Consider the following 22,116-nt stretch of genomic DNA (forward strand, 5'->3'; position numbering starts at 1 on the left):
AGCCGGTGCCATGAACCTTCCCAGCCTGCCAGCGGACCAGCAACCGATCCACAAGGCCGCCCAGCGGATGCGCTGGATCGTGCAGGCCTTTGAACATCAGGTGGATGCAACATCCAGGGACACGGGAAATCGCTTCAGCGTGGACCGCAACGCCCTGGCCCAGGCCTTTGCCGAATGGTTCAAGGCATTCGAGGCGCAGAAGCCCGCCCGACAGGAAGACAAGCAGGCCTATGTAGGCTTTGCTGCCGGGCTGATGCTGCGTGCCCTGATCCGCAACAGGCCGGTGTCGGTTGTCGCCCTGGCGGCCGATGCCGACAAGGCCCTGCCCGCGTATTTCTGGCCAGAAGGCTATCTTTACAGTCTGTTCTGTCTGAATCTGCGCGGGCTTGTCCTGAAAACCGACTTCGACGCGGCACAACATCCCGCCGCCGCGCTGAACGAGACCCGCACCTGGTGGAGCTTCAAGGAAAACGTCTGCGAAGACCCTTCCCTTGCCATCGCGTTCCTGGACCTGTTTGCCGGCGACGAACCGGAATGGCAGCAGCCCGGACTGTTTCGTACGAACGGCGCCAAAGAAATCGCTGCCCAGCCGCACACCCCATCGCTGGACCGTCCGACCGAGACGACCTAGCCTTTGCGGCCATCTGACCAAAGGCAATGGAAAAGGGCGCCCGGAGGCGCCCTGGGAACATAGGGGCCGCATCGCCGCGTCTCAGCGGCGTCTGCGCAGCAGATCCACCAGGATCGCCACCAGCACGACCGCCCCGACAATCACGCGCTGCCAGAAGCCCGACACGTTCATCATGACGGTGCCGTTGGCCAGAACCGCCAGCAGCAGGGCGCCCAGCACCGTGCCGACGATCGACCCCTGCCCCCCGCGCAGCGAGGTGCCCCCCAGGATCGCCGCGGTGATCGCCCCCATTAGCCAGCCTTCGCCGACCGAGGGCTGGGCCGCGTCCATCCGGCTGGCGAACATGATCCCTGCCAGCGCCGACAGCATCCCCGCCATGCCGAAGGCCACGAATTCGACCAGCCGGACGCGGATACCGGCCAGCATCGCCGCATCGCGATTGCCGCCAACGGCAAAGATGTTGCGCCCGAACCGCGTCTGGGTCAGCATCCAGACCAGGATGGCGGCCACCGCCAGGAAGATGATGACCGGCAGCGGAATCCCCAGGATCTCGCCCTTGCCAAAGACGCCGAACTGTTCGCCCAGCGGGCGGATCGGATAGCCCTTGGTGATGACCAGCGTAAGGCCGGCAAAGATTTCCCAGGTGGCCAGCGTCACGATAAAGGGATTCAGCCGCAAGCCCGCGACAAATATCCCGTTCAGGGCCCCCAGGCCGAACCCGAAAGCCATCGTCAGCGGAATGATCATCCAGGGATGGATGCCCAACTGGGTCAAAAGGATCGCCCCGACCGTCGCCGACAGTCCGGCAGCCGCCCCGACCGACAGGTCGATGCCGCCCACCAGCAGAACCAGCGTCTGGCCCAGGGCGACAAGGCCCACGAAAGCGGCCTGACGCATGACCACCGACACATTGTAGGACGACAGGAAATTGTCGGTGGCAAGGGCCAGCGCGGCCGTCAGCACGACCAGCGCCACCAGCACGCCGCTGCCTTCCCAGGCCCAGAACCGCGACAGGATCGATACCTTCCTGCGATCGGCGGGCGATCGATCCGAGGTCGAATTGATGGCTGTCATGATGTTTCCCCTTCGGTTCGATCAGCTCATGGCCAGGCGCAGCAGACCTTCCTGCGTGGCGTCCGAACGGTTGACGATTCCCTTGATGGCGCCTTCGTGCATGACCAGGATGCGGTCGGCGACATCCAGCAGTTCCTCCATTTCGGAGGAGATGACGATGATCGAAAGACCGCGTTCCTCGGTCAGGCGGCGCAGGACCGACTGGATCTCGAACTTGGCGTTCACGTCGATGCCGCGCGTCGGCTCGTCCATGATCAGAACCTTGGCGTCGCGCATCAGCCAGCGGGCGATGATGAACTTCTGCTGGTTCCCGCCTGACAGGCTAACGATCGGATCCTTCAGCGAGTTGAACTTGGCCTTCATCTGGATTGCCAGCCGCTCGACCTCGGCCAGCATCTCGCGGTTGCGCAGGTGCAAAAGGCCCGTGAAGCGGTCCAGCGTCGGCAGGGCGGTGTTTTCGGCGATCGACAGCAGCGGAAAGATCCCCTCCTGCTTGCGTTCTTCGGGCAGGTAGATCACCCCGGCCTGGATGGCCTGCAGGGGACTGTCGAAGCGCACAGGCTGGCCGTTCAGCCGCACCTGCCCGGCATCGGCCCGCGTGGCGCCGAAAATGCACTTGGCCATCTCGGTCCGGCCCGACCCGATCAGGCCCGACACGCCCAGGATCTCGCCCTTGCGCAGAGCGAACGAAAGGTCGCGGAATTCATGCGCGCGCGACAGGCCCTGAACCTCCAGCACGGTTTCGGTGGTCGCGATCTCGCGACGCGGCTGGGCGCCGGTCTTGGGCGGGCGCCCGGCCATCAGCGTGACCATGCGTTCGCGCGTGGCCTCTTCGGGCGTCAGCTCGCCCACATGCCGGCCGTCGCGCAGCACGGTGATCCGGTGGGACAGCCGCCGAACCTCCTCCAGCCGGTGCGAGATATAGAAGGCCGACCGTCCCTCGCGGGCGAGGTTTTCGATATAGCTCAGAAGCGCCTCTTCCTCGCGATAGGTCAGGGTCGCGGTCGGCTCGTCGAAGATGATGATACGGGCCTCGGTTGCGGCGGCGCGGGCGATCTGGACCAGTTGCTGCTGCGCCTTGGACAGCGCCGAAACCTTGGCACTGGGGTCGATGGTGTGGTCGACCTGGTGCAGATGCCGGGTCGCATTGGCGCGCGTGGCCTTCCAGTCGATCCGCGCGGCGCCGCCCAACTGCCGGCCCAGCATGATGTTTTCCGCGACGGTCAGGTCGGGGACCAGGTTGATCTCTTGCGGGGCGATGGCGATGCCCTGGGCCTGCGCATCCTTGGGAACACGAAAATGCGTCTCATTCCCGTCCACCAGCAGGGTGCCGGTGGTCGGCGCCAGACGGCCGCAGATGATGTTCATCAGGGTGGACTTGCCTGCGCCGTTCTCGCCGATGATCGAATGGATTTCGCCGCGATTCAGCGTCACCGACACATCCGACAGCGCGGTGACGGGTCCGAACAGCTTGGACACGCCACGGGCCTCGAAGACGGGAACGGATGAGGACATCGGATCAGTTCTCCACAGGCTGTACGGTCGGGGGTCCGAAGGTCAAATGGCCGCGCCGCCTGTCGAGCGGCGCGGCGGGTGCGCTTACTGGCAGTCCTCTTGGGTCAGGAACCGCGATCCCGTGTCGTGGAACATCGGCACGGTGTGATTTTCGTTCATGGCGACCATATACTTGACCGCCCAGTATCCCATGTCCCACTGACGCTGCGCCTTCAGCGCGTCGATCACGCCCGAACAGACAAAATCCACCGCTTCGGGCAGGTCGTCCATGCCGACGATATGGACTTCGCCCTCTTTTCCGGCGTTCTGGACGGCCCGCGCGGCACCGATCGGGTTCGACGCGTTGGACGCAAAGATGCCATCCAGATCCGGATGGGCCGACAGGACGCTCTCGGTCAGTTCGACCGCCTTTTCCAGGATGTCGTCGTCGGGCTGCTCGAACACGATTTCCATCCCGGGATGCGCGGCAAGCGCCTCCTTGAAGCCCTCGATCCGTTGCACATGGTCGGTCGCGGTCAGGCTGCCCGCCAGGATCGCGATCTTGCCCTCGCCGCCCAGAATTTCGGCCAGACGCTCGCCCAGGTCAAAGCCGTCCTGCTTGCTGCTTTTCGGGCCGATGAACTGGAAAGCATCGTCGCAGAAGGAATTGAAGCTGGTCACAAAGACGCCCGCCTCGACCGCTTCCTTCATCAACTGCACGTTGGTGGCCTGATCCAGGCAGGCAATGGCCAGACCGTCGGGCTGGCGGCCGATATTAGCTTCGATCCGCATGTTCTGATCGACCACGTCGGCCTGTGGCGGCTGGTCCCAGACCACCTCGACCTCGATGCCGCGCTGCTTCATTTCCTCCACGGCAAACGCAGCACCTTCGGCAACGACGTCATACCAGGGATGGATGACCTTGGGCACGAAGATGAAGGTCAGCTTGCGATCGATAGGCGTGATCAGGTCGCCCTGGCCCTGCGCCGCTGCGGTCATCGGCAGCCATGCGGCAAGGGTCGCCGCCAGCACGGCGGACGCACGTTTGGTCTTCATGATGTCTCCTCCAGATTTGGTTGCAGCGGCGGCTTCCTCAGGCCGTGACTGCCTCGTTGTTCAGTTCAAGGGTCGGGGTCGTCCTGATGAAGTCGATGACCTGATCGAAATCCCGGACCCCTGCCTGAGATCCCAGCCCGGTCGCGTTCAGGGCCGAACAGGCTTGGGCAAAGCGCACGGCCTCCTCGGGTGCCATGCCTCGGATCAGGCCGGTCGCAAATCCCGCATTGAAGACATCGCCGCAGCCGCAGGTGCAGCGGACGGCGATCTTGAAGGCCGGGATGCTGAAGATCGTGCCGTCGCGATGATGATAATAGGCCCCCTGCGCCCCGCGGGTGAAGACGCAGCATCGGGCACCCAGGTCAAAGAAGAACTCGGCCATATCCTCGATCCGGTGCAGACCGCTCAGCGCCTCGGCTTCCTCGATCGAGGGAATGAAGTAGTCGGTGTATGGCAGCACCGCGGCGACATCGGGCAGATCGGCCTGCGATCCGGCAAAGACATCGACGGTGGTGATGCAGCCCCGGTCCTGGGCGTATTTCATCAAGGCGGCATTCCGGTCGCCATCCATGGCGTCCATCAGGCCGACGCCGCCCAGATGAAAGACCTTGCAATCCGTGATGGCCTCGAAACGCTCCTCGGGCACGACAAAGGCGCCGGTGGCCCCCTTGACGTGCAGCGCCGGGCGCGAGCCGTCCGCCCGCGTCAGCACGATCGAGCTCGAAGTCGGAACACCGGGGCAGCGACGCAGTTCAGTCGCGTCGATGTCGAACTGGCCGATGCGCTGCAACACCCAATCGCCCATCATGTCCTCGCCCACGCCGCCCACGGCGCAGGTCTTGAGGCCCATCTTGGCTCCGACGATGGCCGCAACACCGGCTGCGCCGGATACGGCAAGCGCGATTTCATCCAGAAGATAGGTTCCGCCACCCGGAGGCACCGCCGAAAAGGGCCAGCCCAGGCAGTCAAAGGTATAGAACCCCATGGATGTATAATCGTAGCGCATTCCTCATCCCCTCCCGACAAGCACGACAAAATTGCCTCTGTCAGGCCAGCATGTCAATACTTTTATTTTTCTGCAGCACATATGTTCATGCCGCCTTGGCTTGTCCTGGCAAGGTTCAAAGTTATCATGGACAATCCAATTTTCAGTAGAGACCGTCTTTGAACTATAGTATATATTGAAGAACAAATGTATAAGGGTGGGGATGCTGTGAAAGCTGCTGTTCTGACTGCGCCGGATGCAATTTCTCTGGAAGATATCGCCGTACCAGAGACGAATCAGGGGGATGTCCTGATCGCCGTGCGGGCTGCGACGATTTGTGGAACGGATATCAGGATCTATCGCGGTCGAAAGACCGCCGGGGTCCGGTATCCTTCTGTTCTGGGCCACGAGTTCGCCGGCGAGATCGTTGACACCGGCGGAAATCCCGCCCTCGGTACGGGCGATCGGGTGGCGCTGTGCCCCTTTGTCGCCTGCGGCCATTGTCATCTTTGCAAGACCGGACATGAGAACCTTTGCACCCAGGGCACGGCCATCGGATACGAAATCGACGGCGCCTTTGCCGAAGTGATCCGCATCCCCGCCCGCGCGGTCGAGGCCGGCAATCTTCGTCGCCTGCCCGACGGCATGAGCTTTGAGGAAGCCGCCCTGGTCGAACCCTTGGCCTGCGTCCTGAATGGCCAGAACAAGGTCAACCTGAGCAGCGCCGATACGGTGGTGATCCTGGGGACCGGACCGATCGGATTGCTGCACGTTCATCTGGCACGCCTGCGCGGGGCGGCGAAGATCCTCGTTTCGGACCCCAATCCTGCCCGCCGCGAGGTCGCGCTGGCCGCAGGCGCGGATTTCACCATCGACCCCATGACCGAGGATGTGGAGGCGCGGGTCAAGGAGGCTACTGGCGGACGAGGCGCCGATGTGGTGATCTGTGCAATCGGGATTCCCGCCCTGGCGCGTCAGGCGACCGATCTTGCAGCCTTCGGAGGACGGATCAGCCTGTTCGCCGGCTTTTCCAAGGGCGAGTCGGCCGAAATGGATGTGAATGCGATCCATTACCGCGAGTTGATGGTGACCGGCGCCTTTGGTCTGTCGCGCAAGGACTATGATCAGGCCTTCGACATGGTGGCAAGCCGCCGGCTGGACCTCCGGCCGATGATCACGCATCGTTTCGGCCTGGACGACATCCAGGATGCTCTGGCGATGGCCGAGAAAGGCGCGGCGATCAAGGTGGCGGTGATGAATGGCTGAGATGCGCAACATCGACGTCCTGATCCTGGGCGGCGGCATCAACGGATGCGGAACGTTTCGCGACCTCTGCGCCCAGGGGGTGGACTGCCTGCTGCTGGAACGGTCGGATTTCTGCAGCGGCGCATCGGCGGGGTCGTCGCGCTTGATGCATGGCGGGTTGAAGTATTTGGAAACCGGCGAATTCAGGCTGGTGCGCGAAAGCGCCGAGGAACGGAACCGCCTGCTGCGGAACGCGGCCCATTACGTCAGTCCCCTGCCCTCGGTTCTGCCCGTGCGCAGCCGGCTCGGTGGCATCCTGCCGTCGATCCTGCGCTTCTTCGGAATGAAGGCGGCCCTGAACGATCGCGGTCATCTCATCACCCGGCTGGGTTTGACTCTGTACGACCTCTATGGCCGCAGGTTCCGCGCCCTGCCGCGTCACAGGATGCTGTCGCGCCGTCAACTGGAGCGCACTGTTCCGGGACTGGATCGCGGCATCGTCGGTGCCGGTCTTTATTACGAAGGCCAGATCAGCCATGCCGAGCGGCTGGGCCTGGAGCTGGTTCTGGACGGCGAGGCCATGAACCCGGGCTCTCGGGCGCTGAACCATGTCACGATCGAAGGGCAGGCAGATGGGATCGTGACATATTCCCATGACGGGGTCCGCCATCGCGTTCGGCCCCGGATCATCATCAATGCCGGCGGCGCATGGATCGACAGCGTCAACGCCGCGATCGGCCTGGACAGCAAGCTGATGGGCGGGTCGAAAGGGGCGCATCTTGTCATCGAGAACGACCGCCTGCTGCAGGCGCTGAACGGCCACATGGTGTATTTCGGCACCGCCGACGGCCGGGTCAACCTTGTCTATCCCTTCATGGGCCGGGTGCTTGTCGGATCAACCGACATCCGCATCGACGATCCCGACCAGGCGCAATGCTCGGATGCGGAAGCGGACTATCTGCGCGGCGTCGTGGCCGAAATCTTTCCCGACATTCCGGTGACTGCCGACCAGATCCGCCACCGCTTCAGCGGGGTGCGGCCGCTGCCGCGTGCGGATGGCGACATTGGCATGGTGACCCGCGACCACTGCATCGCGCGGCTGGCTTTGCCTGCCGGTACGCCGGTCCTCTGTCTCATCGGGGGCAAATGGACGACCTTTCGGCGCTTTTCCGAACAGGCCTCGGACGAAGTTCTGCGCCAACTTGACAGGCCGCGCCAGGCCAGTACGGACAACATGCCGATTGGCGGCGGCAAGGATTTTCCCGATGCCGGGACGCGCGCGGACTGGGTTGCGGAATGCGCACGATCGGCAGGCATTTCCCCGCTCCGGGCCGAGAGTTTGCTGCACCGATATGGCACGCGCGCGCGCCTGATCGCCATGGAACTGGGAAAGGATACACCGCTGGCCTTTCTGCCCGACTACAGCCGCGAAGAACTTGAATGGCTGATCCGGCACGAACGCGTGGGATGCGTGGATGACCTGTTGTACCGCCGCACGGCCATTGGGATATCGGGACTGCTGGATCAGCAGGTGCGCACGGAGATAAACGACATTTATCAAGAAGCATCATTGCACGAGGCAGGGCTTGATACATGTTTCAAGACCCCGGCAGACGCCTTGCCGTGAAGGCTGGGCCTGCTGCCGGGGCTGTGGTTACCAAGACAAGACGCAGGCTGCGCGGCGGCGGCATGACATTCGCCTTCATTGCCAGGTTCCGCCACATCCGCCCCCCCAAGATGCCGTTGCAAACTGCACGGCACGACCGCTTGTGGGCAGCCGCTTTCAGAGCCGGTCAGCCGTCCGTCAGGGCGCGTATCTTGCTGTTCCTGAGTTCTTCAATGCACCGTCAGCGCATTGAACGCGCCCGGCTTGTCGTGGATGGCCAGCTTGTCGACCAAGGTTTCTGAGGCCTGGTTCATGCCGATCACCCGAACCTCTGCCCCCTTGCGACGAAACTTCAGGACCGCCATGTCCAAGGCCTGAACCGAACTGATGTCCCAGATATGCGCTCGGCTGACATCGATAGTGACGCGCTCGACCGCCTCGCGGAAATCGAAGGCTTGGGCAAAATCCTCGGCCGAGCCATAGAACAGTTGCCCTTCGACAATATAGGTCCGTTCCCGTCCATCCTCGGACAATATGGAGCGGATGCGGAACAACTGCGCGATCTTCGCCGCAAAGAAGATGCCCGAGAGCATGACCCCAACCAGGACCCCGATGGCAAGATTGTGGGTATAGACCACCGTCGCCACCGTCGCGAGCATCACAACCGACGACGAGCGGGGGTGCGTCTTGAGAGTCTTGAGCGAGGACCACGAGAAGGTGCCGATCGAGACCATGATCATGATCGCGACAAGGGCGGGCATGGGAATGATGGCAACCAGCCCGCCAAGACCTACGACAAGGATCAGCAGAACCACGCCTGCGGTGAAAGCGGAAAGCCGTCCCCGTCCGCCGAATTTGACGTTGATGATCGATTGCCCGATCATCGCACAGCCCGCCATGCCGCCGATGAAACCGGTCGCGGTATTGGCGATGCCCTGGCCGATGCATTCCTGGTTCCGGTTGGACTTGGTGTCCGTCAGGTCATCAACGATGTTTTGCGTCATCAGGCTTTCCAGCAGCCCCACGACGGCCACGGCCGCCGCATAGGGAAAGATGATCAGCAGCGTTTCCAGGTTCAGCGGGATGTCGGGGATCAGGAAGACCGGCAGCGTGTCGGGCAGCGCGCCCATGTCGCCCACCGTGCGCACGTCCCAGCCCATGGTCCAGACCAGCGCCGTCAGCACGACAATGGTGATCAAGGGCGACGGGATCGCCGTTGTGATGCGCGGGAACAGATAGATGATGCCAAGGCCCGCCGCCACCAGCACCCAGGTCAGCCAGGTGACGCCCGGATTGCCGAAATCCAGTTCCGGCAACTGCGCCATGAAGATCATGATGGCCAAGGCGTTCACGAAACCGGTCATCACCGACCTGGATACGTACCGCATGAACCGGCCGAGCTTCAGCAGGCCCGCACCGATCTGCAAAAGGCCGGCCAGCACGGTCGCGGCCAGCAGGTATTCCAGCCCGTGATCGCGCACCAGCGTGACCATCAGGACGGCGGTCGCCGCCGTCGCGGCGGAAATCATGCCGGGCCTGCCGCCGACGAAGGCGATCAGAACGGCAATCGAAAAGCTGGCATAAAGGCCCACCTTTGGGTCCACGCCAGCGATGAGGGAAAAGGCGATGGCCTCGGGGATCAGGGCCAAGGCCACGACAAGCCCGGCCAGCAGATCGCCGCGGATGTTACCGAACCACTGCGCGCGGTATTCGGAAAATGAGATCATGATGTATCCAATGCCCCGCATCGGAAGGTCTTTATGCAAGACGTTCCAGCGTTCGGGGCGCGGTTCTTTGAAGGATTGTCCGGCGGATCGGCGGCCGGAAGAGCCACCCGGAATTTCACCGGGTCCTTGCGCTTGGCTGCCTCATAGGCCGAAGGCGATCAAAAGATCAACCCGCCTTTGGTGCAAAAATGCTCATCCCTCACCGCGCCGCGGCAAAACCTGTCACATTCGTCAAATGCACGCGAAATAAAGAAAAGGGAATCCGGCATCCTGCCTGCGACACACGACGGTGTCGCCACCCTGATAGGGGCCATCGTCCCGGATCTCAGCCATCCGCTCTGCTTGGGCGACCTTCGGTAAAAAAACGAGGTCGCATCGCCACGCCCAGGATATTCCCTGCGAATGCCGCGATCGCCCATAAATAGCCATGCAGACTTCCAGAGGCGATGCCCGAAAAATACGCCCCGATATTGCAGCCATAGGCGATGCGGGCCCCATAGCCCAGCAGCAGCCCGCCGATCACTGCAGCGATGACCGACCGCAGCGGAATGCGAAGGGACGGCGCGAACCGCCCCGCCAGCGATGCGGCCAGCATCGCTCCGGCGATGATGCCGAAATTCATGACGGTCGTGATGTCGGCAAACAGACTGGCCTGTAACGCCTCGGCATTGCCCGGCCTTTGCCAATACGCCCATGCCGTCGGGTCGATGCCGATGATCTGGGCCAGCTTGGCGCCCCACAACGCAAAGGCCGAGGTGATGCCCCAGGGCCGGCCAGCCAAAGCCAGTGTCAGAAAGTTCAGGAGCACGAGCGCGACTGCTCCTGCAACCAGCGGCCAGGGTCCGCGCAGCCAGCGCGCAATCCCCGTGCGCGGGCTTGCCGGCGCTGTTTCCAAGGCTCCGTTCCGGCGCCGCTCGACCCATACCGTCAGGGCGGCAATGGCAGCAAAAATCGCCAGGGAAAGCGCGATACCGCCACCTGCTCCAAAGGGCTGCCACAAGGCAGTAGGCGGCAAAGACGGCAGGCCGGCCCACCAGTCGAAATGCACTGTTCCCAGAACCGACCCGATGATGAAGAAAAGCAGCGTGATCAGCATCCGCGCGTTTCCGCCGCCGGCCGTGAACAGGGTGCCGGAGGCACATCCGCCGCCCAGTTGCATCCCGATCCCGAACATGAACGCCCCTGCCATCACCCCCAGACCCGCCGGGGCGATCAGTCCGCTGACCTCATTGCCAAACAGCGTTCCCGACGCCAGCGCCGGAAAGAACAGGACCACAGCCAAGGCCAACAGCACCATCTGCACGCGCAGCCCGCGCCCCCGCCCTTCGGTAATGAAGACACGCCAGGCCGACGTAAATCCGAAGGCCGCGTGATACAGGGATATTCCCAGCGCTCCGCCGACAACAAACAGGGCCGCCTGCCTTGGGCCATAAGTCAGGGCAAGGCCGATCGCGCCAAGCACCAGCGCTGCGGCAGCGCCCATCCCCGACGCCCCCAGATCGACCATTCCGGCACCGGATCGGCCTGTTGATATTTTTGTATTTACCATGGCCTGTCTCCGTAAACCAAGGGGCGGGCGGGGAATCTGGCAACCCACCACGGCGCTTAAGGCAAGGCGTGCCAGACGTCGAGATCCTGACGCACAACTGGGCGGGTTAGATAACATGAAATCCTGAAGACCCGGCCTTCATGACTGTTCAGTGGCAGATTACACGAGCCTTGGCGCTAGCTTCCTGCACCCATCGCACTTCCCACAGCCGCCCTTTCCTGACCGGGACCATCAGCCAGTCCCGACCCCAGGGTCGGTTGATGACCGTAATACAGTTGAACCACATGTTCGGCTTGCGCGAAAAACAGCCAGCGTGAAATGAGCGTCCCGACAAGATGGGCGCCGAAAGCCAGGCCAATGGCCAGAACACCGGCGTCAGCAAGAATGATCAAAGCGGGCAAGAGAATGAAAAAAACGATGCAGATTGCGCGAAGCTTGTCAGCCCGCCGTCGGGCGACCTGGAAAACGAATTCCTTCAGAAGGTAGTTCGTGCCGCTATGAGGGGATTCGAATAATCTCACCTGCCCTCCCCTGCCCAATCCGGTGGCCGACGAGACTGAATGGCCACGACCGGCAAAGCTTTGATCGCCCCACCACCAGCACGCCAACTGAATGATCCCAAGCAACAGAATTGCTGTCAGCGCCAGAGCGATATGTCCCGACAGGATCGCCCCGGCGCTGACCGATGAAGCAAGGAAATAGGCGGGCGTCAGCGGTGAATTCCACCGCGGGACCGTGGCCATTTGCGCATAGATCATTGATGTGACGAAAACGGTCCCCAAGGACAGCGCCGCCCCTAAAACGCCGACAATGGGAACAAGACGCTCCAGAAAGACCGCTGCGGCAGCAAACACTCCCATGGTCAGCAGCGCGGCAACGGCGATCCAAGCCTCGCGGCTGAGCCAGCTTGTCCGCCACTGGGTAAAGGCAAGAAGCGCCCGCTTTGGATTTCCCAGATGGAAGGTAGATGAGATCAGGCCCACGACCGCCAAGGCAATGCCCAGTCCGAACTGCCAGAACGCGGTCATTCCCGTACCCGTGGAAATTCCCAGCCCCAGGAAAGCAAGATAGCCGAAACCCGCGCCTGACAGGACACTGAAGATGATGACGGAGGGAGCCGGATGCATCAGATTTTCTCCAGAGCGCGGTCAAGCCAGGCAAAAAATCCCTTGCTGTCCTGCGAGACGGGGACCGGCGGATGGCTTGCCGCTTTGAGACGGTCTTTTGGTCGGGGCGGCAGGTACTTGTTCACGGGCTTTGTGCCCAGTTCAGGCATGAGGTCAAATCCACCCCGGCTGGCAACAAGCTGGCTGACGGCGCTGCCCGGATCGCCCAGATCTCCGAAATAGCGCGCGCCTGCCGGGCAGGTGCGCACGCAGGCGGGGACCCGGTCGTCTTCGGGCAGGTTCTCGTTATAAATCCGATCCACACAAAGCGTGCATTTCTTCATGACCCCGGCGGCCGCATCCATTTCGCGCGCGCCATAAGGACACGCCCAGGCGCAAAGCCCACAGCCGATGCAGGCATCCTCGTTCACCAGCACGATACCATCTTCGGCCCGTTTGTAGCTGGCGCCCGTCGGGCATACCGTCACGCAGGGCGCGTCCTCGCAATGCAGGCAGGATTTCGGGAAATGTACCGTTTGCGCCGTCCCCCCGCATCCCGGTTCTATTTCAAAGCTGTGGACACGATTGAGAAAGGTGCCGGTCGGCTCGGATCCATAGGCATCCATGTCCGACAGCGGAGCGCCGTAATTTTCGGTGTTCCATCCCTTGCAACTGATCACGCAGGCATGGCACCCCACGCAGGTATCCAGATCGATGACTAATCCCAGCTTGCGTTCGGTCGATTGCGGCAATGCGGTCATTTGCCCACCTTCCAGGTCAGATTTTTTGGTCCCTGCCCCACTGGCGAGGCAATCGGCGCAAAGGGGGGTCCGGCTTCGTCCTGGGGCGCCACCTTCTCGATCCTGACGCGCAGATCGAACCAGGCCGCCTGCCCGGTGATCGGATCGGAATTCGACCAGCGCAGTCCGTCGCCACGAGGCGGTTGGAGTTCGTGGATCAGGTGGTTCAGCAGAAATCCCCGCGTCGCCTCTGGCGCGTCTTCGCCAAGTGCCCAGGCGCCCTTGCGTTTGCCGATGGCGTTCCAGGTCCAGACGGTATGCGGGTTAAGCGCCCCATGCAGCGCGACCGGCACGGTGATCGACCCATGGGCCGAAGTCACCCTTGCCCAGTCGCCCTCGCGGAACTCGTGCTTTTCCCAGACATCGCGCGACACATACAGTGGATTATGCCCGTGGATCTGACGCAGCCAGGCGTTTTGGGTACCCCAACTGTGATACATCGCCATCGGCCGTTGCGTCAGGGCATGCAGGGGATAGTCCTTGGGATCGACACGGCTGTCTTCCAGGGGCGGATACCAGATCGGCAGCGGGTCCATGACCTGACGAAGTTGATCCCGAAGATGTTCGGGCGGCTGACGCTCTCCATGACCCTCGGCGGCACGCTGGAACTTGCGCATCGGCTCTACGTACAACTGGAACACGTAGGGCTGAGGCTTGTCGTAAAACCCCATGCCGACCGCCCATTCCTGATAGTCCTTGTTCCATGCCTTGTAGTATTCAGCGCCCGCCGGGACATGGGCGATGTGGAAGCCCCCGGTTTCGATATAGCGGCGCAACTGGTCGGGATTGGGCATCCCCCGCCCTGTCTGATCGCCATTGCCGCGAAATCCAGACAGCGGTCCGATGCCCGGCCGCCGTTCGTGGTTCACGATATAGTCGGCATAGTCCTTGTAGATCGGGGCGCCATCCTCACGCACGAAGCCCGGAAGCTCCATGAGATTGGCCAACTGGATCAGGACCGTTTGAAAGCCGCGCACGTCGCGGTCGGGTTCAATGACTGGCCAGCGGATCGCGTCGGCCGCTGCCTCGGCCTCGCTGATCGGGCGATCAAGCAGACTGATGCAATCGTGACGCTCCAGATAGGTTGTATCGGGCAGGACCAGATCGGCATAGGCCACCATTTCCGAACTGTAGGCATCCGAATAGATGATCCGGGGGATCACATAATCGCCCTTTTCGTCGGTATCCGTCAGCATGTCGATGACGCCACGGGTATTCATCGACGAATTCCACGACATGTTGGCCATATACAGGAACAGGGTGTCGATGGGATAGGGATCCCCGGCATGGGCGTTGGAGATCACCATATGCATCAGCCCATGCACAGATAGCGGGTTTTCCCAGGAAAACGCCTTGTCGATGCGGGCCGGGGTCCCGTCGTCCTTCAAGGCCAGATGCTCTGGCCCATGCACGAAGCCCAGGTGCGGGCCGTCAAGCGGCAGGTCGGGACGTGCCTTGCAATGCGGCACTGGATGGGCTTCCACCGGCTTGGGATAGGGCGGCTTGAAACGGAATCCGCCCGGCACATCGACCGAGCCCAGCAGAATTTGCAGCACGTGCAGCGCCCGGCAGGTCTGAAAGCCGTTCGAATGTGCCGAAATGCCGCGCATTGCATGGAACGCCACCGGCCGGCCAACCATCCTTTCGTGCCGTTCGCCCCTGAAATCCGTCCAGGAACGCTCAAGGCTGATCGCTTCCTGGAAAGCGACGCGGGCGATTTCATCGGCCAGGGCCCTGATCCGCTCGGCGGGGATGCCGCAACGGTCGGCCACGGCCTCGGGGGTATGGTCAGGCTGCAGATACCGCTCGGCCATAAGCTGCAGCACAGTCCGGTGGCCAGGATAGCTGCCGTTCAGATCGGGTCGGACGCCGGGCTGGTCGAAGGCCATCAGATCGCCGGTCACACGGTCGATGACCAGAGGCTTGTTATCGTCGTTGCGCAGGAACAGGCCCGTGGCGTCATCAACCATGACAGGGGCGTTCGTATAGCGCGCAAGGTATTCCAGATCGATCTGCCCTGCCGCCATGAGGCAGTGGATAAGGGACAGGATCAGCAGTCCGTCGGTGCCCGGTGTTATCCCGAACCAGTCGTCCGCCACGGCATTGTAGCCCGACCGGATCGGGTTCACGCCAATCATCCGCGCGCCACGGGCCTTGAGCTTGCCGATTCCCATCTTGATCGGGTTGCTGTCATGATCCTCAGCCACGCCGAACAGGACGAACAGTTTCGTGCGGTCCCAGTCGGGCTGACCGAACTCCCAGAAGGCGCCGCCCATCGTATAGATTCCAGCAGCGGCCATGTTCACCGAACAGAACCCCCCATGCGCGGCATAATTGGGCGTTCCAAAGGCCTGCGCCCAGAAACTGGTGAAGGACTGGGACTGGTCTCTGCCGGTAAAAAATGCCAGCCGCGACGGATCGGTGCGACGGATTTGGCCCAGCCAGTCGCTGGCGGTTCCCAATGCCTCCTCCCATGAGATCTCCTGGAACTGCCCTGACCCGCGTGGACCTGTCCGGCGCAAGGGCGCCCGAAGCCGCGAAGGGGCGTTGATCTGCATGATACCCGCCGACCCCTTGGCACACAGCACGCCACGGTTGACCGGATGATCGCGATTGCCTTCGATATAGGCGACCTTGCCGTCCTTGAGATGCACATTGATCCCGCACCGGCAGGCGCACATGTAGCAGGTGGTCTTCCGGACCTCATCAGAAACTTTCGGGGACAGGTCGATCCGTGGCTGATTCATAACGGGGCGATTCCTTGGGGGTCGGGGATGGAGCAGGCAGGAAGGACAGTGTTTTCGACAGCCTGAAATGACATGGATTGAGCCTGAAGAGCAGTCACGGCAATCATGTAGCGAATATCGTCGGCATCGCAGCCACGGGACAGGTCGTTGGCAGGGCGCGCCAAGCCCTGCAGGATCGGGCCGAGGGCAATGGCGCCCCCGATGCGCTGGGCTATCTTGTAGCCGATGTTTCCGGCGTCGAGATTGGGAAAAACAAAGACATTTGCCCGTCCCGCAATCGGCGAGGCGGAAGCCTTCGTCCGGGCGACGTCGGGGACAAAGGCCGCATCGAACTGCAGCTCTCCGTCGATCAGAAGCTCAGGCGCCCGCGCACGAGCTATACGGGTGGCCGCGGCAACCTTATCGGTCAGCGGGTGTGTGGCGCTGCCATGCGTGGAAAAGGACAGCATGGCCACGCGCGGCTCTTGCGCGCAAAGCTGTCCAAAAGAGGCTGCCGAGGCCAGGGCGATTTCGGCAAGTTGTTCTGCATCGGGATCAACCACGAGGCCCGCGTCGGAAAAGACGCAGGCGCGCCCTTCGCCCGTCGCGCGATCCTGAAATATCATCAGGAAGTAGCTTGAAACAAGCCGGTTCCCCGAAGCGGGTCCGATGATCTGCAAGGCCGCGCGCACGATGTCGGTGGTGGGCAGTACCGCCCCTCCCAGCGTTCCGTCTGCCATTCCGGCGCGCACCATTAGCGCCGCCCGAAGATGCGGCAGCCTTGCCGCCTGCACGGCGTCGCTTGGGCTGATCCCCTTGCTGCGGCGCAGGTGATGGTACAGATCGGCAAGGGGTTCCGTCGCTTGGTCGTCGGCTGGATCAACGATCCGCAGATCCTCGGCCTCCCGCCGCCCCAGATCAGCAAGGCCCTGAGTGATCGGCCCTTTCGGGCCGATCAGGGTAATCCTGGCCAGGCCCTGATCCACCGCCAGCACCGCTGCACGCATGACCCGGATATCCTGACCCTCGGGCAGAACGATGTGGCGGCGCGCGGCGCGGGCACGATCCAGAATGTCTTGCAACAATCTCATGCGGCTGGCTCTCCTGGCTGTTGGTCAGGCGTCTTCGGGCACATGCATGTCGGCGGGATCGATCCCCGCGACCGAAACCGGCTTTTTCATCGCATCCCGGCGGAAGGGTTCGCCAAGTTCCTGGTTGAGCAGCACCTCGATAAAGGTGGTGCGGCGTTCCTTCATCTGCGCATCGATCGCCGAACGAAGCGCCGTGGAGAGTTCCTCCATCGATCGCACCTGCACCCCGTCCACCCCGCAGGCGCGGGCAATATCGGCATAGCAGACCTTCTGCGACAGCTCGGTCCCGACGAAATTGTCGTCAAACCACAATGTGGTATTGCGCTTTTCGGCACCCCACTGATAGTTGCGGAAAATAACCATTGTGATCGCCGGCCAGTCGTCACGCGCGATGGACACCATCTCGTTCATCGAAATTCCGAAGGCACCATCGCCTGCGAAACCGACCACCGGCACGTCCGGGCAGCCGATCTTTGCCCCCAGAATCGCCGGGAACCCATATCCGCAAGGGCCAAAAAGACCTGGCGCGAGGTATTTGCGCCCTTTTTCAAAGGTCGGATAGGCGTTCCCTATCGCACAGTTGTTTCCGATATCGCTGCTGATGATCGCATCTGCGGGCAGGGCTGCCATCACCGCGCGCCAAGCCATGCGGGGGGACATGCGGTCCGCGTCGCGGGCGCGGGCGCGCTGGTTCCAGTCGGTGCCGGGATCATCCTCCTCATGATCGAGGCTCGAAAGCTCCTGCGCCCAGCGCGATCTTGTTTGAGAGATCACCTGACGCCGCTCGTCCCGCTCGGCATCGCCGGCCTCATCGGACAGCCGTGCAAGGATCGCCCGAGCCACCTTGCCCGCATCGCCGACGATCCCCACGCTGACGGGCTTCGTCAGGCCGATCCGGTCGGGATTGATGTCCACCTGGATGATCGCCGCGTCCTTGGGCCAGTAGTCGATGCCGTATCCCGGCAGGGTCGAGAACGGGTTGAGCCGTGTGCCCAGGGCCAGGACCACATCCGCCCTGGCAATCAGTTCCATCGCCGCCTTCGATCCGTTGTAGCCCAGCGGTCCGACCGAAAGCGGATGGCTGCCCGGGAAGGCATCGTTATGCTGATAGCCGCAGCAGACTGGCGCATCGAGCCGTTCGGCCAGCGCACGCGAGTCGTCGATCGCACCGGCCAGCACCACGCCGGCGCCGTTCAGGATGACCGGAAAACGCGCCTTGGAAAGCAGCGCCGCCGCCCTGTCTATCGCAGCCTCTCCGCCGGCCGGACGTTCGAACTCGATGATGTCGGGCAGGCGGATATCGATGACCTGAGTCCAGAAATCGCGCGGGATGTTGATCTGGGCAGGACCCGAGGCACGTTTGGCCTGCAAAATGACACGGTTGAGCACCTCGGCCACGCGCGACGGATCGCGCACCTCCTCCTGATAGGCGACCATGTCCTCCATCAGCGCCATTTGCTCGACTTCCTGGAAGCCGCCCTGCCCGATGGTCTTGTTGGCAGCCTGCGGCGTCACGACCAGAAGCGGCGTATGGTTCCAGTATGCCGTCTTGACCGGCGTCACCAGCGAGGTGATCCCAGGCCCGTTCTGCGCGACCAGCATCGACATGCGGCCCGTCACCCGGCTGTAGCCATCGGCCATCATGCCGGCGTTGCATTCATGCGCGCAATCCCAGAAGGTAATACCCGCTTTCGGAAACAGGTCTGAAATGGGCATCATGGCTGACCCGATGATTCCGAAGGCATGCTGGATGCCGTGCATCTGCAGAACTTTTATGAAGGCCTCTTCGGTGGTCATTTTCATGGTTTCTTCCTTTTCTCAGGCATGCGTCGGCACCAGTCGGAGTAAGCCGACCTGAATCGTGATCAGGGGATAGGGGCGGATCAGGCGGGTTGGCGCCCGATCCGGGATTTCAGCGTCGGCCACAGCGACCACAGGACAAAGACAAAGGCGATGAACAGGATTGTCGCACTGATGGGGCGGGTGAAGAACACGCTGTAATCCTGCCGCGAATTGGCCACCGCAGTCAGGAAATAGCGTTCCGCCAGCGGTCCCAGGATCACCCCCAGCACAAGCGGGGCTGATGGAAAGCCCACTCGTTTCATAGCCCATCCGAGCACGCCGAAGACGAGACAGACATAGACATCAAAGATGTTGTTGCGCACCCCATAGGCCCCGATCAGACTGAGGACCACGATGAAGGCAGCAAGGATCGCAGGCGGCGTGCGCATTAGTGTCGAGAACATCTGGGCGACGCCAAAACCTGCCCCGATCATCAGCACATTGGCGATGATCATGGCGGCGAAGATCGTATACACCATGGAGGGATCCATGATGAACAGCAGAGGTCCGGGGTTGACGCCCTGCAGCATCATCGCTGCAAGCATGATCGCGGTGGCCGCACTGCCCGGGATGCCCAGCGTCAGCAGCGGCACCATGGCCGCGCCGGTTGTGGCGTTCTTGGCCGCCTCGGGGGCGGCAAGGCCAGCCTCGACCCCGGTTCCGAATTCGGCGCCGCGCGGGTTGATCTGCTTTTCAACGCCATAGGCAATCACCGCCCCAGGCGTCGCGCCCGCACCTGGAATGACACCGATCATGCAGCCTATGCCGGTACCCCGCAGGATTGCGCCCTTCACCGCCAGAATGTCGCGCAGACGCACTCGTTCCGGCTTGCCGTCAGTCTTCTTGGGGCGCAGGTCGCGATTGCTGGCAACCAGATCGACAACCTCGCCGATGGCAAACAGGCCTATCATGACCACGACGAAGCGGATGCCGCTTTCCACCTCAGGGATGCCAAAGCTGAACCGCGCCTGTCCATACAGCGGGTCAACGCCCACCGTGCCGATCGCCATTCCGATCAAGAGCGAGATGAGCGTGATTATCGGCTTGTCCTTGGCAATGGCAATCACGCTGACAAGGCCCAGGACCGTTGCGGCAAAAAACTCGGGCTGCGAGAAGCGCATGGCAAAGCTGGCGAAAGGCGCCGACAGAAAGGTAAGCATAAGCGCGCTGACCAGCCCGCCCGTGGCAGAGGCCGTCACCGCGATTGTCAAAGCCCGCTTGACCTGGCCCTTGCGGGTCATCGCATAACCGTCCCAGGTCGAGGGCAGCGATGCAGGCGTGCCCGGAACGTTGATCATGATTGCCGAGATCGATCCGCCGAACACGCCACCGACATAGATCCCGCCCAGAAACAGCATGGCTTGGGTCGCACCCATCGCATAGGTAAAGGGCAGCGCCATCGCCATGGCATTGACGAACGAAATCCCCGGCAATGCACCCGCAATCACCCCGACCAGAAGCCCGACGACCACGGTGATGAAAGCCGCCAGTTCAAAGGCGGACTGAAAACCAGCCAGCAATAAGTTGATGGTTTGCATGATCCCGATCCCCCTAATAGATTCCGATGAACGTCAGCAACCAGACGCTGAAACGTTCAAAGACGCCCACGCCGCGGCTGAGAGGCATCAGGGCAAGGCCCATGAACATCCACAAAAGCGCGACGGTGCCGATCGTTGGAACCAGGGTCAGGACCAAGGGATGGCGCTGCCCGCCGTAGAGGCACCACACCAGCAGAAAAAGTCCCGTGGCCAGTGCAAACCCGATCACCGGCAACAGCCAACCGAAAGCGATGACAAGCCCGATCCCGCCAAGAGCCTTGCCGTATCGGTATGTTTCTTCTTCGGCAGGCGCCTCAAGGCTACTGGTGCGTTCAGATCTGGCCAGAGCGCGTATCTCCAGCAACAGCCACAGGGCGGAAAACGCCGCCAGAGCGAAAAGGATCGCCCCCGGCCAAGCCCCGGGCCCCAACCCCGGCATGGGCTGTTCACGGACGGTTTCAAACATGAATGCCGGCAGCAGGACCGATGCCAGCAAGAGCATACCGGCCAGCATTGCGGGAACCAGACGCGGAACCGTCGAAAGGCCCGTTCCCGCAGCACCGCTCGGGGCAAGGTCAGTTTGTGTCTTGTCAACCATGGCCATGATGCCCCTGCCTCAACTGTTCAGCTGATCAGCAACCAACTGAAAGAAGTCGGTGATCATCGTCTGGGCAGCATCACCCGTGACAGGTTCGATGCAGCTGTAGGTAGAGGCGCAGAAATCCTGCCATTCCGGCGATGCTACGGCCCCGGAAACGGCGTCTTCAAGGATGCCTACAATTTCGGCCGGGGTATCGGCATGCACGGCGATGGTGCGGAAATTATCGAGTCCCGAGATATCGTGGCCGAGTTCGGCCGCGGTGGGCACATCGGGGAAAGCAGGATGGCGTTCCTGGGAAAACACGACCAGCGGCTTGAGCTGGCCAGCCTCGAGAAACTGCGCAACATCGCCCGGCTCCTCGTAGAGAACAGCCGTATGTCCGCCTATCGGCGAAGCATAGCGTTCGCCCGGCGCCTGAAAGGGCACGTTCTCCATTTGAACGCCGCCTTTTGCCAGCAGCTTCAGCGTAACATCGTCCTGGGTGCCATAGCCCGAGGTCGCCACGGTCAGTTGCCCCGGGTTGGACTGGGCATGTTCGAACAGGGCTTCGGCAGTTTGATAGGGGCTGTTGGCGGCGACAAAAAGGAACGAGGGCGAATTCTGCACCACCGAGATGATGCGGAAATCCTCGGGCTTGCTGTCGCCCAGGCCAGAAGCCCAGGACGCGACCGTCAACGAGATCAGCGTGCCGACCGTATAGCCATCGGCCGGATTCGTGCGCAAACGCGTCAATCCGGCATTCCCCGAGGCACCAGCGACATTCGATACCGGCAAGGACACGCCAAGCGAACTCTCCATGAGGCGCGCCATCTGCCGACCCATCAGGTCAGCGCCGCCGCCCGGCCCGAAGGTGACCACCATTTCGATCGGACGCTGGGGATAGTCCTGCGCAGCGGCAATGCTGGCCGAAAAAATCATTGCCGAGGCCGCGAAACCAGCCTTCGCATATTCCAGTACAACAGTCGGGGTCATTGATTTCTCCTCCCATCATGACCATGCCTTTCGTCAAATCCTGCCCCGCTCCTCCCAAAGCGAGGCAGACTTC

The 22,116-nt window shown here is 62.3% G+C and carries 17 protein-coding genes and 1 other annotated feature; of the genes, 3 read left to right on the plus strand and 14 right to left on the minus strand.

What is annotated here, in order from left to right; genetic code table 11:
- Nucleotides 1–10: 10 nt before the first annotated feature.
- Entirely contained in the window at nucleotides 11–631 is a 621-nt protein-coding gene (locus EYE42_RS09785; RefSeq protein WP_130991139.1) for a hypothetical protein, read from the plus strand.
- Between the two features lie 81 nt (nucleotides 632–712).
- On the opposite strand, the gene EYE42_RS09790 is transcribed toward EYE42_RS09785, so the two are convergent.
- From EYE42_RS09790 to EYE42_RS09805, 4 genes are all read right to left on the minus strand, one after another.
- Nucleotides 713–1,705: an ABC transporter permease gene (locus EYE42_RS09790; RefSeq protein WP_130991140.1), complete on the minus strand. Its 993-nt coding sequence runs from the start codon at nucleotides 1,703–1,705 to the stop codon at nucleotides 713–715.
- Between the two features lie 21 nt (nucleotides 1,706–1,726).
- Entirely contained in the window at nucleotides 1,727–3,220 is a 1,494-nt protein-coding gene (locus EYE42_RS09795) for a sugar ABC transporter ATP-binding protein (protein ID WP_130991141.1), read from the minus strand.
- 84 nt (nucleotides 3,221–3,304) lie between these two features.
- Nucleotides 3,305–4,255, minus strand: a complete 951-nt coding sequence (locus tag EYE42_RS09800; protein WP_130991142.1) for a substrate-binding domain-containing protein — start codon at nucleotides 4,253–4,255, stop codon at nucleotides 3,305–3,307.
- A gap of 37 nt (nucleotides 4,256–4,292) precedes the next feature.
- The gene (locus EYE42_RS09805) at nucleotides 4,293–5,261 is read right to left on the minus strand and encodes a carbohydrate kinase family protein (protein ID WP_130991143.1); all 969 of its coding nucleotides are present in this window, start codon (nucleotides 5,259–5,261) and stop codon (nucleotides 4,293–4,295) included.
- A 207-nt stretch (nucleotides 5,262–5,468) separates the two neighbouring features.
- Here EYE42_RS09805 and EYE42_RS09810 point away from each other — a divergent pair, with 207 nt between their 5' ends.
- A complete protein-coding gene (locus EYE42_RS09810) occupies nucleotides 5,469–6,506 on the plus strand; it encodes a zinc-dependent dehydrogenase (protein ID WP_246020693.1) in 1,038 nt (345 codons plus the stop codon).
- Complete coding sequence (locus tag EYE42_RS09815) at nucleotides 6,499–8,112, plus strand: glycerol-3-phosphate dehydrogenase/oxidase (protein ID WP_130991145.1); 1,614 nt, start codon at nucleotides 6,499–6,501, stop codon at nucleotides 8,110–8,112. Before EYE42_RS09810 ends, EYE42_RS09815 begins: the two co-directional genes overlap by 8 nt.
- Nucleotides 8,113–8,321: 209 nt before the next feature.
- On the opposite strand, the gene EYE42_RS09820 is transcribed toward EYE42_RS09815, so the two are convergent.
- From EYE42_RS09820 to EYE42_RS09865, 10 genes are all read right to left on the minus strand, one after another.
- Entirely contained in the window at nucleotides 8,322–9,818 is a 1,497-nt protein-coding gene (locus EYE42_RS09820; RefSeq protein WP_130991146.1) for a SulP family inorganic anion transporter, read from the minus strand.
- Nucleotides 9,819–9,891: 73 nt separating this feature from the next.
- Nucleotides 9,892–9,947, minus strand: a sequence feature (sul1 is cis-regulatory element that is thought to sense ions involved in sulfur or methionine metabolism; They are found in Alphaproteobacteria).
- A 196-nt stretch (nucleotides 9,948–10,143) separates the two neighbouring features.
- Nucleotides 10,144–11,325, minus strand: a complete 1,182-nt coding sequence (locus EYE42_RS09825) for a YeeE/YedE family protein (RefSeq protein WP_130991147.1) — start codon at nucleotides 11,323–11,325, stop codon at nucleotides 10,144–10,146.
- Between the two features lie 218 nt (nucleotides 11,326–11,543).
- Complete coding sequence (locus EYE42_RS09830; RefSeq protein ID WP_130991148.1) at nucleotides 11,544–12,494, minus strand: dimethyl sulfoxide reductase anchor subunit family protein; 951 nt, start codon at nucleotides 12,492–12,494, stop codon at nucleotides 11,544–11,546.
- A complete protein-coding gene (locus tag EYE42_RS09835; protein ID WP_130991149.1) occupies nucleotides 12,494–13,234 on the minus strand; it encodes a 4Fe-4S dicluster domain-containing protein in 741 nt (246 codons plus the stop codon). The genes EYE42_RS09830 and EYE42_RS09835 overlap by 1 nt, the downstream gene beginning before the upstream one ends.
- Nucleotides 13,231–16,020, minus strand: a complete 2,790-nt coding sequence (locus EYE42_RS09840; RefSeq protein WP_130991150.1) for a molybdopterin oxidoreductase family protein — start codon at nucleotides 16,018–16,020, stop codon at nucleotides 13,231–13,233. Before EYE42_RS09840 ends, EYE42_RS09835 begins: the two co-directional genes overlap by 4 nt.
- Nucleotides 16,017–17,090, minus strand: a complete 1,074-nt coding sequence (gene pta, locus EYE42_RS09845; RefSeq protein WP_130991151.1) for a phosphate acetyltransferase — start codon at nucleotides 17,088–17,090, stop codon at nucleotides 16,017–16,019. Before pta ends, EYE42_RS09840 begins: the two co-directional genes overlap by 4 nt.
- A 24-nt stretch (nucleotides 17,091–17,114) precedes the next feature.
- The gene (gene xsc / locus EYE42_RS09850; protein ID WP_130991152.1) at nucleotides 17,115–18,893 is read right to left on the minus strand and encodes a sulfoacetaldehyde acetyltransferase; all 1,779 of its coding nucleotides are present in this window, start codon (nucleotides 18,891–18,893) and stop codon (nucleotides 17,115–17,117) included.
- 80 nt (nucleotides 18,894–18,973) lie between these two features.
- Nucleotides 18,974–20,470, minus strand: a complete 1,497-nt coding sequence (locus EYE42_RS09855; protein ID WP_130991153.1) for a tripartite tricarboxylate transporter permease — start codon at nucleotides 20,468–20,470, stop codon at nucleotides 18,974–18,976.
- A 13-nt stretch (nucleotides 20,471–20,483) separates the two neighbouring features.
- Nucleotides 20,484–21,074: a tripartite tricarboxylate transporter TctB family protein gene (locus EYE42_RS09860; RefSeq protein WP_130991154.1), complete on the minus strand. Its 591-nt coding sequence runs from the start codon at nucleotides 21,072–21,074 to the stop codon at nucleotides 20,484–20,486.
- 12 nt (nucleotides 21,075–21,086) lie between these two features.
- Nucleotides 21,087–22,043, minus strand: a complete 957-nt coding sequence (locus EYE42_RS09865; RefSeq protein ID WP_211657918.1) for a Bug family tripartite tricarboxylate transporter substrate binding protein — start codon at nucleotides 22,041–22,043, stop codon at nucleotides 21,087–21,089.
- Nucleotides 22,044–22,116: the final 73 nt, after the last annotated feature.

Origin of the sequence: Paracoccus subflavus, from assembly GCF_004310345.1 — a bacterium.
In the GTDB taxonomy this organism is placed as follows: Bacteria; Pseudomonadota; Alphaproteobacteria; order Rhodobacterales; family Rhodobacteraceae; genus Paracoccus; species Paracoccus subflavus.